This is a genomic window from Pseudomonas sp., assembly GCF_035554175.1.
In the GTDB taxonomy this organism is placed as follows: Bacteria; Pseudomonadota; Gammaproteobacteria; order Pseudomonadales; family Pseudomonadaceae; genus Aquipseudomonas.
This window is the reverse complement of sequence record NZ_DATMIV010000055.1, coordinates 59,127-71,228: the sequence shown is the minus strand read 5'-3', so window position 1 is coordinate 71,228 and position 12,102 is coordinate 59,127. Positions and strand designations below refer to the sequence as shown.

The window sequence follows — 12,102 nt, the reverse complement described above, 5'->3', positions numbered from 1 at the left end:
GAAAAAGGTGATGCATGTCTTCAAACGAGCCGGATACCTGGTTCAGATTCGTCAGGGCACACCGCTGCCTGATCCGCGAGATCGAGCGTCGGCTGGCGGCCGCCGGGCTGCCGGCCTACGCCTGGTACGACGCGTTATGGGGGTTGGAAAGCGGCCCCGAAGGCACCCGGCGAATGAACGAACTGGCGGATGTGATGGCCATCGAGCGCTACAACCTGACGCGCCTGGTGGACCGCCTGGAGGCCGAAGGTCTGGTCACCCGCAGCCGCGCCAGCGATGACGGTCGCGGCGCGTATGCCAGCATCACCGAGCAAGGCAAGGCGCTACGCAAGAAAATGTGGGCCATCTACGAAGGCGCAGTGGACGAACTGTTCTTGTCGCAATTTGACGACGCCCAGCAACGCCTTTTCAGCGATGCCCTCGAGCGCGCGGCCAGCGCGGCGCGCAGCAGTGGGCGGGCGAAGTGAGGGAGCTTTTCATTGGAGCAGGTACCGATCCATGGCCTGTTTGATGAACGCTTGGCTGATGACGCTTTCCTCAGCCAGAACCTGAAGGGCCAGCACCACGATCCAGCGCTGATCCACCCGGCCCAAGGCGGACCCGATCGAGTCGGCACCGAGAGCCACGAACCGTGACTTCACATGTGCACCGATCTGCTCGGCGACATGCCGGGCATACCCGGTCACGGCCACCACCGGCCACTCCTCGTTGTCCAGGCAATCGAACAAATGCGCTGACCTGCGCGGCATTTCCGGATGCAGGCGATTCCAGCGGTGCGCATTGTCCGCGTCGCGGGCAAGGCGGGTATAGCTGGGGCAGCTCCACAGTTCGCTGGCCACGCCCCAGTCCTCGCGTAGCAGTTGCGCCGCCGTCGCCACCGATTGCAACGCCAGCCCCGCCCCGAGCAAGCGCACTTTAGGGAGCGCTGAATCGGTATCGATGCTGCTGAGCCTGTACATGCCCTTGAAGGCCTCGCTGGCGTTGAGTCGGTTGGTTGGAGCGATGAAATCACTGGGCTCATCGTGAAGCGCCATGTAATAAAAACCGTCATTGCCTTCCACATACAAACTTTGCAAAGCCGCCAGGGTAATGGCCTGCGCTTCGGCGCCGCTGGCGGGGTCGAAGGGCAGGCAGTGTGCGTTAGCGACCAGCCAGAGTGGCACCCAGGGATGAGCCCCCTTGGGCCAGCGTGAGGGCAAGGTTTCGATGTCATTGCACAGAATGCCCCGATGGGCCGATTCATCGGAAAGCGCACATAACTCGGCCGATGTCGCCGAAGTGGTCAGGTACAGCAGCGGTTTTTCGCTTGAGCGAGCTATGGCGCTCAAACGCAGGGGCCAGGCGCTGATCCGGGTGTGGGCATTTGCGGCTTGGCTCTGCTTGCTGGAGCGGATGACCCAGATATGCCTGGCTGTTCCCGGATCCCTCTCGAGGCGATTGGCGATTTCGATCATGGTGAGCAGCGGCGAGGAAGAACCCGCAGTCTGCTGCGGTGAAACTGTGCGGATCTTATCGATGCAGGCCTGAGCGGCCAAGCTGGTTTCGGGCGTTTTAGTGAAGCTGCAAAAGCCGATCATTCCACAATCTCCGTACGTTCCGTCGTGGCTGCACCTTACTCAAGGCTTCAATGTGATTGCAAGTGCAATGAAGTTGAGTGTCGGCTGCAGGCGATCCAAGCCCGACTTGCTTAGGGGGCTGACAGCCTCGACGCGCGCGTTTTGTGGGGGCAAAAAAAAAGGACCCGATGCCGGGTCCTTCCGTATGTTTAACCCGATCACAAGCGACCGGGTAAATACAGTGCATCAGAGCTTCGGCAACTGCCCGACACGCCCCATCATTTCCGTGACGATTTGCAGATCCAGCAGGAACTGGTCGACGGTTTTGAATTCCCCATCGGTGTGGCCAGTGTATTTGGCCTCAGGTCGCGCCAGGCCGAACTGCACACCATTCGGCAATTCGTGAACCGAAGTCGCGCCAGCGGAAGTACCGAATTCCGACTTCATGCCGAGGTTTTCGCTGGCCACCGCGAGCAGCGCCTTGACCCACTCGCCCTCGGGATTGCGATACATCGGTTCGGCCACTGAATAATCGAACGCCACGGCGACGTGAGTCTTCTTGCTCCAGGCATCCAGTTTCTCGGCGATTTCAGCCTTGAGCTTTTCCGGGGACTTGCCCTTCGGTACACGCAGGTTCACCGCCAATTTGAAGGCTTTATCATCCTCGGCTACATAAGTCAGGGAGGTGGTCAGTGGCCCCATGAACGAGTCCGCGAAGCCCACACCGAGTTTTTTACCCAGATAGTCGAGGCCCCAGTTGTCATCGGCATAACGCGCGGCGTCAGTGAACTGGTTGTGCTTGAGCGCGACTTTGCCGTCCAGGCTGTTGATGAAGCTCAACATCCGCGCCACCGGATTGATCCCGGATTCAGGTTCGGAGGAATGCGCGGACACCCCGGTGACGGTCAGCTTGACGTCTTTGCCTTCGACCTTGGCAGCGATCTGGAAGTCGCCACCATTGGCTTTGGCATAGACGGCGCCGGCTTTTTCCAGACTGGCTGCCAGCTCCGCAGGATTGTCGGTTACCAGGGTAACCACAGAAGCGGATGGAATCTGGTTGGTTGCCTTGCCGCCGGTCATCGAAACGATTTCCGCGCCGTTGCCCTCGGCTTTGCGCTTGGCGAAATTGGCCATCACGGTGCCGTAGCCCTTCTCGGCAATCACTACCGGATAACCGCCGTCCAGCGCCATGTTGTAGGCAGGCGTCGGGTTGCGCTCGAAGTAATAAGGAATCGCGTCACCGCTGGTTTCTTCGGTGGTGTCGACCAGCAACTTGAAGTTACGCACCAGTGGCAACTTCTCGTCCTTGATGACCTTCATTGCGTACAGCGCAACGACGATGGCGTTCTTGTCGTCTTCGGTGCCGCGACCGTACATGCGATCGCCTATCAGCGTGACCTTGAACGGATCGAGCTTGGTGCCGTCCTTCAAAACCCAGTTTTCCGGGGTCACCGGCACCACATCGGCGTGCGCGTGAATACCGACGACTTCGTCGCCTTTGCCGTCCAGAGAAATTTCGTAGATGCGGTTATCGACGTTGCGGAATTTCAGGTTGAAAGACTCAGCGAGCTTTTGAATCTCGCCGGCGATCTTGATGAATTCCGGGTTGTCATGCTGCGCCACGCCGTCCTTGCGGAAGGTCGGAATCTCGACGAGTTGACGCAGGGTTTCCAGCGCGGCCTTGCCGTACTTCACCCGGGTGTAGATCCCCAGCAGGCGGTGGATTTCATTCTGCTGTTCGGCGTTCAGGGTCTTGTTGTCGAGGAAAGCGCTGATGGATGGGTTGAGGTTATCCGTCTTGGCCAGGTCGCTTTTCGCCAGGCTGCCAAGGAAGCTGCGGAAATCCGTCAAGCTCTGGCCGTCGAAGGATTTCAGGATCGCTGCGCTTTGCTCGGCAGTAATGTTGGCTTGTGCGGCGCTGGCAAACGTGGCGAGGCTGGCCATGACGAGAGTGGCGGCGGCCAGTTTTTTCAGGGAAAAGACCATGGAACAGGCATTCCTTTGCTAAGGGATGGAAGGAAAATTCTGACGCTTGCGACAGAAACATTTTGCAACCTAACACCCCGAGGGCGTGTAGAGGGAGCCTGAAATTTGATCTGTCGCACAGAAATGCAAAAGAGGCGCACAAATGAAAAAGTCCCGGCAGGTTATGCCGGGACTTTTTTGTGTAGGTCACATCGACAGCATCAAGCGCCCGGCGAAAAGAATCAGGATCACCCCCATGCTGCGCTCGAACCAATGCCCGAGGCGCATGAACAGCAGGCGCACTTTGTTGCTGGAGAAAAACAGCGCAACGACCACGAACCACAGCGCGTTGACGAAGCACATCCACAATCCGTAGAACGCCTGCACCTGCAGCGGTGTGCTGGCGCTGATGATTGTGGTGAAGATCGCCAGGAAAAACAGGGTGGCCTTGGGGTTGGTGGCGTTGGTCAGGAAACCGGTGCTGAATGCCTTGAACAGTGACTGTTCAACCAGCGGCTCATCAGCGCTTTTTTCGCCCTCGACGCTGGTTTTCGGTTTGCTGCGGATCAGGCTCACGCCCAGATAAAGGATGTATGCGCCGCCGACAACCTTGGCGACGGTGAGCAACCATGGCGTGGTGTGCATCAAGGCGCCGACGCCGAGCAAGGTATACAGCACATGCACGGAGATCCCCGCGCCGATGCCCAGCGCCGTACAGATTCCGACCAGGCGGCCGAAGCGAACGCTTTGCCGGATGGTCACGGCGAAGTCCGGGCCGGGTGCGACCACGGCGAGAAAGTGAATGGTGGCCAACGCGAGAAATTCGCCCAGGTAATTGGAAAACATGTCAGCTCCAGAAAGTCAGGGGGGAAGCGTTGCCGCGATAGCCGACAAAGAAGGACAGGCTCAAACGCGGGTCCGCCACGCCAGGTGTCACCGAGTGCATGCGGCGCGAGTTGAACATGATGAAATCGCCGGGCTGCGGCCGCACCTCAAGCGCGGGCGGCCCAAGCAGGGACGGCTCGATGCCGTAACTGTCGCCGCGCATTTCGTCGAACTGGTCCGGGGTAATCGCGTCGTTCCACATCTGCAAGGCGCCGCCTTCGGTGGGCATGTTGAGGTAGACATTGCAGGCGAACTGCGCTTCCAGGCTGCGCGCCTGAAAACTGTCCGGGGCGTCCTTGGCGAAAATGTCGTGGTGGGCGAGAAAGCACACGCCGGGTTTGACCACGCGCGACAAGCCGACATACATCTTGCGTCCGTAGAGGTTTTCCAAGTGCGCACCGGCGGGCCAGGATTCGTCGAGCATGCAGCGCAGGGTGTCGATCGGTGAGGAGTAGGGCGCGCAGCGCTGGCGCAATTCGGCGATGTTACGGGTGGCGCGTTCGAAGTAATCCTCGATCAGCAACGGCTGGTTTTCCGCCTCGTAAAAAGCCATGCCGATACGGCCGATGCTCGGCGCGTTGATGTAGCCCTCAAAGCCCGGGGCAAGGATCTTGTCGCCAATTTCGATGGCCAGCGGCTCAGGTAAAAAGCGTTTGACGCGGATGGCGAGGACTTCTTCGTTGGCCAGTTTTTTTATGCACGTCTCATCGAGACGCTCGACGTCTAGCATCATTTGTTTTAGGTCCGTCTATCGATAGTCAACGGAACCGGCGAATGCGGTTCCCCGGCGTCGGACGCCGCGCGACGGCTGCGTCCGAAATGCTCAATCCACGCTGTAGTGGACGGACAGCGTGCCCTTCTTCTGCGAAAGGGAGGCGATCGTGACTGTGCCCAGATCCTTCAGGCTGCGTACATGGGTGCCACCGCAGCCATAGGCCGGCAGTTCACCAAAACTGATTTCCCGTGCGCCTTCGCGCAGCGATGTCAGGCGCGGCAGATCGTGTTCGATCCACTGCTCGATGCCAGTTTGAACGGTTGGTGCATCGACTTCTTCCGCAGCATCGCCCGGCTTGAATTGCACCCGGCCTTCGTCTGGCCAATGGTGTGCCTTGATCGGCACCCAGCCCATGGCCTGAAGGAAATGCCCGATGAGGTGCCCGGCCGAATGCATGCGTGTGTTGAAGCGGCGGCGTTCGTCATCGATGCGGATAACCGTCATGCCGAGCGGTACCGGACGGTCAACGAAATGAACGATGCGCTCCGCTTCCTGTACCACCCGCGACACCCGGCTGTCACCGATCCAGCCAGTATCGCAAGGCTGACCACCGCCTTGCGGATGAAACAGGGTAGCGCGCAGCACCACGGCGAATTCGTTTTCGTGGGGTGTGCAGTCGAGGACTTCGACATTCGCCTTGAGGTCATCACTGTGAAAAAACAGGCGAAGCGTCATATTCCGTGCCCTGATCGAAGTTCTGTTTTTATTATATGAATCGTGCAATAACGTGATAATCCATTCCAACATCAAAGGACTTGTGCGTTGTGAGCATCAATCTACCGCTGCCGCTGCTTGGTGAAATGGCGATTTTCGTCAAGGTTGTCGAGACTGGCAGTTTCTCTGAAGCAGCACGGCAAATGGGCTCGTCGCCCTCAGCGGTCAGTCGCAGCATTTCCCGTCTGGAGAAGGCTTTGGCCACGCGCTTGCTGCAGCGCACCACGCGCAAATTGCGCTTGAGCGATGGCGGCGAAGAGGTGTTCAAGCGTTGCCGGGAAATGGTCAGTGCGGCCAGATCGGTGATGGAAATCAGCGGACAATTCACCCACGAAGCGGAAGGTCTGGTGCGGGTCAGCGTGCCGAAAGCGGTGGGGCGTTTTGTGATTCATCCGCACATGCCGGAGTTTCTGCGCCGCTATCCCAAGGTCGATGTCGAGTTGTTGCTGGAGGATCGTCAGGTCGATTTGATCGATGATCATGTCGACCTGGCGATTCGCATCACTGATCGTCCACCAGCCGGGCTGGTCGGGCGGCAGTTGCTGAACATCGACCATTTGCTTTGCGCCACGCCGCAATACCTCACCGAACATGGCACGCCGACGCATCCTCACGATTTGCTCAATCACAGTTGTATTTATCTGGGCGAAACGCCGAGCGATGCGCGCTGGAAATTCAAGAAGGGCAGCAAGGTGGTGACGGTTGGCGTGCGCGGGCGGTATGCCGCCAATCACACCGGCGTGCGGCTGGGGGCGGTGTTGCAGCATATCGGGATTGGCAGTCTGCCGTATTTCACGGCGCGTTATGCGTTGGAGCAGAAGCTGATTGTGCAGGTGTTGCCGGACTGGACGTTTCTCGCCTCTTATCACGGTGGGTTGTGGTTGCTGCATTCGCCGACGCGTTATCTGCCGCCGAAATTGCGGGTGTTTATTGATTATCTGGTGGAGTGTTTGCAGAAGGAGCCGACGTTGGGCAGGCCCGGGAAATCGGTGGGCGGGAGCAATGTGGCTGTGGCTTATGAGCTGCCGGAGAGTGAGGGGTTGCTTTGAGGTTTTTTTGGGGGGCTTGGCGGCCTTCGGGCCGACCATGCTCTGGTGGTTTGGGTGAATATCCGTTGCTTCGGTTGTTGCCTCTGGCGGTTTCGCCCTTACGGCGAGTCACTTTTTCAGACGCCAAAAAGTAACCAAAAGGCTTGCTCCTGCGTTCGGCCCTCGCAGGCTCGGGTTCCTTCGCTACGGGATTGATCCTGGCGCAGCGTTTCCGGTTTGCTTCGCTGCACCTCCTTGCGCTGTGTTCGACTTCGTCGAACGGTCGCTGCGCTCCCACGCCCGGATCAATCCCTCCGCTCAGCCTTCCGACGTCGCCGGTGGATCAAGATCAAGAGCTTTACTCGAGCTAACGCTCATCGTGTAGGAGCTGCCGAAGGCTCGGGCCGCGTTCGGACGATCTTTTGATCTTGATTCTGCTTTCTGTGGGAGCGAGCCTGCTCGCGAAGGCGTCTTTATTGCCGGCCATCTACTACCGAATGCACGCCATCCAACGAGCTGTAGAACGTGTGCGTCAGGCTTGAGTTGGTGCCCCTATCCCTCCGGGAGAGGGGGCTTTTGATCTTGAAAAAAGCCCGCATGGATCACCATGCGGGCCTCTTCATTATCTGTGAAAAATCAGTGCTTGCTGTCCTGTGCGGACATGGCCAGCAGTTGTTTTTCCTGGTTCCAGTCGAACGGTTCGTCGTTCTGTTCGGCTTCGTAGCGGCGTTCTTCGAGGGCCTGGTACAGGTCGATTTCTTCGTCGGAGAGGTAATGCAGGCAGTCGCCGGCGAAGAACCACAGCAGATCGCGCGGGATCAGGTGGGCGATTTGCGGGTAGCGGCTGATGACTTGGGTGAGGATGTCCTGGCCCAGGTATTGGCTTTCGATAGGGGCGATCGGCAAGGATGCCAGCAGTTCGTCGAAGCGCTCGAGGAACAGGGCATGGCTTTCTTCGGGCACCTGTTCGGCGTCACCTACGGCGACCAGGATACTGCGCAGGTGGTCGAGTAAAACGAGATGATCGGCAACGACGTTGGACACGAGATAAGTCCTCAAGAGCAAAACGGGCGCGGGAGTATAAAGCCCCCGCGCCGTTTTTTCACAAAAAACCAGGATCAGCGGACTTTGCCCTCAGCCTGTGTCAGCTCTTCCTTGGCGAAATCGTCGACATCGATCACCTTGCGGCGGGCCGCTTCAGCGTCGCGCAGGCTTTGCGCTTCGACGGGTTGCAATACGCCGGCTTCCAGCGCCGCGTCGATGGTGTGTTCGCCCGCTGCCGGTTTGACCTGACCGCTTTTCAGCGCGGTGTGCAGTTTCTTGTGCAGCGGTTGCGCAGCGTTCAGCAGGTCGCTGGCGTATTGCAGTGCGCCCACTGCATCATCGGCCGATTGCGGGCGATAGCAGCCGGCGAGCAGTTCTTCCAGCGCCGGATCACCCTTGGCGCGACCGATGACCGCGGCGACTTCGGCACCGAGTTTGTCCGATGGGCCTTTGTGGCGGCGACCGAACGGGAACACGATGACTCGCAGCAGGCAACCGAAGACCCTGTTCGGGAAGTTGCTCAGCAGTTCATCCAGCGCCCGTTCCGACTGGCCGAGGCTTTCTTCCATGGCCCAGCGGAACAGCGGCTCCATGTACGTGGGCGAGTCCAGATCGTGATAACGCTTGAGCGCGGCGGAGGCCAGATACAGGTTGCTCAACACATCGCCAAGGCGTGCCGACAGTCGCTCGCGGCGCTTCAGCTCACCGCCCAGCAGCATCATGCTGAAGTCGGCGAGCATGGCGAATGCGGCAGCCTGACGGTTGAGCGCACGGAAGTAGCCCTGACTGATGCTGTCGCCCGGTGCGTGTTCGAAGTGGCCAAGCCCGAGATTCAGCACCAGGGTGCTGGCAGCATTGCTGACGGCGAAGCCGATGTGCTTGAGCAGCAGACCATCGAATTCCTTGAGCGCCTGGTCTTTGTCTTCACGACCGGCCAGCGCCATTTCCTTGAGCACGAACGGATGGCAGCGGATCGCGCCCTGACCGAAGATCATCAGGTTGCGCGACAGGATGTTCGCGCCTTCGACGGTGATGAAGATCGGCGCGCCGTTCCAGCTGCGGCCGAGGTAGTTGTTCGGCCCCATGATGATGGCTTTGCCGCCGTGCACGTCCATGGCGTGGCTGATGCATTCGCGGCCGCGTTCGGTGAGGTGATATTTGAGGATCGCCGACAGCACTGAAGGTTTTTCGCCGAGATCCACCGCGTTGGCGGTGAGCATGCGCGCGGCGTCCATCATCCACGCGTTGCCGCCGATGCGGGCCATGGCTTCCTGAATGCCTTCGAAAGCGGACAGCGGTACGTTGAACTGTTCGCGAATCTGCGCGTATTGACCAGTGACCAGACTGGTGAACTTGGCCGCGCCGGTACCGACTGCCGGCAGCGAGATCGAACGCCCGACCGACAGGCAGTTCATCAGCATCATCCAGCCTTTGCCGAGCATTTCCTGGCCACCGATAAGGTAGTCCAGCGGAATGAACACGTCCTTGCCGGAGTTCGGGCCGTTCATGAACGCGGCGCCCAGCGGCAGGTGGCGTCGGCCGATCTCGACGCCCGCAGTATCGGTGGGAATGAGCGCCAGACTGATGCCGAGGTCTTCCTCTTCACCGAGCAGGTGCTCCGGGTCGTAGGCCTTGAATGCGAGGCCGAGCAGGGTGGCCACCGGACCGAGGGTGATGTAGCGCTTTTCCCAGTTCAGACGCAGACCGATGACTTCCTCACCTTGCCATTGACCTTTGCAGATAATCCCCGTGTCGGGCATCGCGCCGGCATCGGAACCGGCGAGCGGCCCGGTGAGGGCGAAGCACGGGATATCGTCGCCACGGGCAAGGCGCGGCAGGTAGTGATTGCGTTGTTCGTCGGTACCGTAATGCAGCAGCAGTTCGGCCGGGCCGAGGGAGTTCGGGACCATCACGGTAGAGGCGAGGTCGCCGCTGCGGGTGGCCAGCTTCATGGCTACTTGAGAGTGGGCGTAGGCGGAGAAACCTTTGCCGCCGTATTCCTTGGGAATGATCAGGGCGAAAAAGCCATGTTCCTTGATGTGCGTCCAGGCCTCGGCCGGCAGGTCCATCGACTGGCCGATCTGCCAGTCACTGACCATTGCGCAGAGTTCTTCGGTCGGGCCGTCGATGAAGGCCTGTTCTTCTTCGCTCAGTTGCACCTTGGGGTAGGACAGCAGTTTGTCCCAGTCCGGACGGCCGCTGAACAGCTCGCCGTCCCACCACACGGTGCCGGCATCGATCGCGTCGCGTTCGGTCTGCGACATCGGCGGCAGGGTTTTCTGGAACCAGTTGAACAGCGGCGCGGTGAAGTGCTTGCGGCGCAGGTCGGGCAGCAACAACGGCGCGGCGACCACCGCCAGCAAGACCCAGAATATGAACAGCAGCCAGCCCGGCGCGTGACTGAAAATCCCCATCGCCACCAGGTAGGCGGCAACGATGCCCAACGCGGGCAGGGGGGCGATGCGTCGATGGGCGAGGTACGCCACCCCGACGATCAAAACCAGTATCCACAACAACAGCATATTCAGTCCTCCGTGAACCAAGGCAAATCGACCCTCCAGAGCTTAGACGGCATCTGTAAAACCGGGTGGTCAGAGCATGGTGATTGAAATCGTGGGAAACCCCGGATGGTTTTCGTAGGTTCGGTGGGCAACACGTGTGGGAAATCGTTCGTTGCTGCGCAACTTTGCTTTCAGGTTTGCCCGAAACGTCGTTATCTCTGTGCTCAGGCTGTCGCTAGACTCCAGGCTCATCCAGGAGATCGCCGTCATGCACGAGTATCTGAGCCCCGGCCGCTTCATCGATAGTGACCACCCGGCGGTGGTGGAGTTCGCCGAAGCGCATCGTGGCGCCAGTCGTGATCCGCGCACGCAGGCGATCAGCCTTTATTACGCCGTGCGCGAGGCAGTGCGCTACAACCCGTACACCTTCAGCCGCGATCCGCAAACCTTGCGCGGCAGTTACGCGCTGGCAGCGGGGCAAAGTTACTGCGTGCCCAAGGCCACGCTGCTCGCCGGTTGTGCGCGACATTGCGGCATCCCGGCGCGTATCGGGCTGGCCGATGTGCGCAATCACCTGTCGACCCCGCGTCTGCTCGAGTTGCTCAAAAGCGACGTGTTTGCCATGCATGGCTACACCGAGCTGTTTCTCGATGGCCGCTGGGTCAAGGCGACGCCGGCGTTCAACCGGCAACTGTGCGAGTTGTTCAATGTTGCAGCGCTGGAGTTCGATGGCGTCAATGACAGCGTGTTCCACCCGTTCAACCGCGACGGTGCGCAGTTGATGGAGTATCTGGTCGATCATGGCCAGTTCACCGATGTGCCGGAAACCTTCTTCTTCGAGCACCTGCAACACTGCTATCCGCATCTGTTCAATGAGCAGTTGCCGGTCCTGCTGGGCGATATGCAGACCGATTTGAGTCGCACCTGATCCGGCGTATGCTGGCCGTCCACTCATGTGCAAAGAGGCGGTCATGCTGAAGATCTGGGGACGGAAAAACTCATCGAATGTCAGAAAGCCCTTGTGGGCTGCCGAGGAGCTGGGCCTGGCTTACGAGGCCATCGATGCCGGTGGTGCGTTCGGTGTAGTCGATACGCCCGAGTACCGTGCGATGAATCCGAATGGCCGGGTGCCGGTTATCGAAGACGACGGCTTCGTGCTGTGGGAATCCAACGCCATCGTCCGCTACCTGCTGGCCAAGCACGCGCCGGGCAGCGCTTGGTACCCGGCGGATCCGCAAGCCCGCGCCGGGGCGGACAAGTGGATGGACTGGACCACTTCCAGTTTCGCCGGGCCGTTTCGTACCGTGTTCTGGGGTGTCCTGCGCACACCTGCCGAGAAGCAGGACTGGACGGCGATCAATGCCGCCATCAAGGAATGCGATGAGTTGCTGAACATGGCCGACCATGCCTTGATCAGCCAGCCTTATCTCTCCGGCAATGAAATCGGCATGGGTGATATTCCTCTTGGCAGCTTTATTTATGCGTGGTTCGAAATGCCCATCGAACGTGCGCCACAACCCCATCTGCAAGCCTGGTACGAGCGCCTGAAACAGCGGCCGGCCTACCGCAAAGCAGTCATGACCGCGTTGACTTGATAATTACTATCGACACACTTGACTGTACTTGTGCGGCGG

General features: G+C 59.6%; 11 protein-coding genes. 4 read left to right on the top strand and 7 right to left on the bottom strand.

From position 1 onward, the window contains the following. The first annotated feature begins 14 nt into the window (after positions 1 to 14). Positions 15 to 467 carry a MarR family winged helix-turn-helix transcriptional regulator gene (locus tag VNV36_RS24700; RefSeq protein ID WP_325721510.1) on the top strand — a complete coding sequence of 151 codons (453 nt, stop codon included), beginning with the start codon at positions 15 to 17 and terminating at the stop codon, positions 465 to 467. A 9-nt stretch (positions 468 to 476) separates the two neighbouring features. On the opposite strand, the gene VNV36_RS24695 is transcribed toward VNV36_RS24700, so the two are convergent. The 5 genes from VNV36_RS24695 to VNV36_RS24675 all read right to left on the bottom strand — a co-directional run bounded on the left by VNV36_RS24695 (position 477) and on the right by VNV36_RS24675 (position 5,856). Beyond that, positions 477 to 1,577 carry a transketolase-like TK C-terminal-containing protein gene (locus VNV36_RS24695; protein ID WP_325721508.1) on the bottom strand — a complete coding sequence of 367 codons (1,101 nt, stop codon included), beginning with the start codon at positions 1,575 to 1,577 and terminating at the stop codon, positions 477 to 479. Between the two features lie 225 nt (positions 1,578 to 1,802). Further along, positions 1,803 to 3,542 (bottom strand): dipeptidase, encoded by a 1,740-nt coding sequence (locus tag VNV36_RS24690; protein ID WP_325721506.1) that lies wholly within the window; start codon positions 3,540 to 3,542, stop codon positions 1,803 to 1,805. A 186-nt stretch (positions 3,543 to 3,728) separates the two neighbouring features. Beyond that, a complete protein-coding gene (locus VNV36_RS24685; protein WP_325721504.1) occupies positions 3,729 to 4,367 on the bottom strand; it encodes a LysE family translocator in 639 nt (212 codons plus the stop codon). 1 nt (position 4,368) lies between these two features. Next, the gene (locus VNV36_RS24680; RefSeq protein WP_325721502.1) at positions 4,369 to 5,139 is read right to left on the bottom strand and encodes a 2OG-Fe(II) oxygenase; all 771 of its coding nucleotides are present in this window, start codon (positions 5,137 to 5,139) and stop codon (positions 4,369 to 4,371) included. Between the two features lie 90 nt (positions 5,140 to 5,229). Next, positions 5,230 to 5,856: an alanyl-tRNA editing protein gene (locus VNV36_RS24675; protein WP_325721607.1), complete on the bottom strand. Its 627-nt coding sequence runs from the start codon at positions 5,854 to 5,856 to the stop codon at positions 5,230 to 5,232. A gap of 89 nt (positions 5,857 to 5,945) precedes the next feature. Here VNV36_RS24675 and VNV36_RS24670 point away from each other — a divergent pair, with 89 nt between their 5' ends. After that, the gene (locus tag VNV36_RS24670) at positions 5,946 to 6,944 is read left to right on the top strand and encodes a LysR family transcriptional regulator (RefSeq protein WP_325721501.1); all 999 of its coding nucleotides are present in this window, start codon (positions 5,946 to 5,948) and stop codon (positions 6,942 to 6,944) included. Between the two features lie 615 nt (positions 6,945 to 7,559). On the opposite strand, the gene VNV36_RS24665 is transcribed toward VNV36_RS24670, so the two are convergent. Next, on the bottom strand, positions 7,560 to 7,967 hold the full coding sequence (locus VNV36_RS24665) for a PA2817 family protein (protein WP_325721500.1): 408 nt from the start codon (positions 7,965 to 7,967) through the stop codon (positions 7,560 to 7,562). A gap of 74 nt (positions 7,968 to 8,041) precedes the next feature. Then, entirely contained in the window at positions 8,042 to 10,489 is a 2,448-nt protein-coding gene (locus VNV36_RS24660; protein ID WP_325721498.1) for an acyl-CoA dehydrogenase, read from the bottom strand. A 247-nt stretch (positions 10,490 to 10,736) separates the two neighbouring features. Here VNV36_RS24660 and VNV36_RS24655 point away from each other — a divergent pair, with 247 nt between their 5' ends. Together VNV36_RS24655 and VNV36_RS24650 are read left to right on the top strand one after the other, a co-directional pair. Further along, complete coding sequence (locus VNV36_RS24655; protein WP_325721497.1) at positions 10,737 to 11,396, top strand: transglutaminase-like domain-containing protein; 660 nt, start codon at positions 10,737 to 10,739, stop codon at positions 11,394 to 11,396. Between the two features lie 43 nt (positions 11,397 to 11,439). Next, positions 11,440 to 12,063 carry a glutathione S-transferase family protein gene (locus VNV36_RS24650; RefSeq protein WP_325721495.1) on the top strand — a complete coding sequence of 208 codons (624 nt, stop codon included), beginning with the start codon at positions 11,440 to 11,442 and terminating at the stop codon, positions 12,061 to 12,063. Positions 12,064 to 12,102: the final 39 nt, after the last annotated feature.

Coding starts and splice junctions, on each gene's coding strand:
- VNV36_RS24700 (WP_325721510.1), top strand. CDS start 15: ATGTCTTCAAACGAGCCGGATACCTGGTTCAGATTCGTCAGGGCACAC.
- VNV36_RS24695 (WP_325721508.1), bottom strand. CDS start 1,577: ATGATCGGCTTTTGCAGCTTCACTAAAACGCCCGAAACCAGCTTGGCC.
- VNV36_RS24690 (WP_325721506.1), bottom strand. CDS start 3,542: ATGGTCTTTTCCCTGAAAAAACTGGCCGCCGCCACTCTCGTCATGGCC.
- VNV36_RS24685 (WP_325721504.1), bottom strand. CDS start 4,367: ATGTTTTCCAATTACCTGGGCGAATTTCTCGCGTTGGCCACCATTCAC.
- VNV36_RS24680 (WP_325721502.1), bottom strand. CDS start 5,139: ATGATGCTAGACGTCGAGCGTCTCGATGAGACGTGCATAAAAAAACTG.
- VNV36_RS24675 (WP_325721607.1), bottom strand. CDS start 5,856: ATGACGCTTCGCCTGTTTTTTCACAGTGATGACCTCAAGGCGAATGTC.
- VNV36_RS24660 (WP_325721498.1), bottom strand. CDS start 10,489: ATGCTGTTGTTGTGGATACTGGTTTTGATCGTCGGGGTGGCGTACCTC.
- VNV36_RS24655 (WP_325721497.1), top strand. CDS start 10,737: ATGCACGAGTATCTGAGCCCCGGCCGCTTCATCGATAGTGACCACCCG.
- VNV36_RS24650 (WP_325721495.1), top strand. CDS start 11,440: ATGCTGAAGATCTGGGGACGGAAAAACTCATCGAATGTCAGAAAGCCC.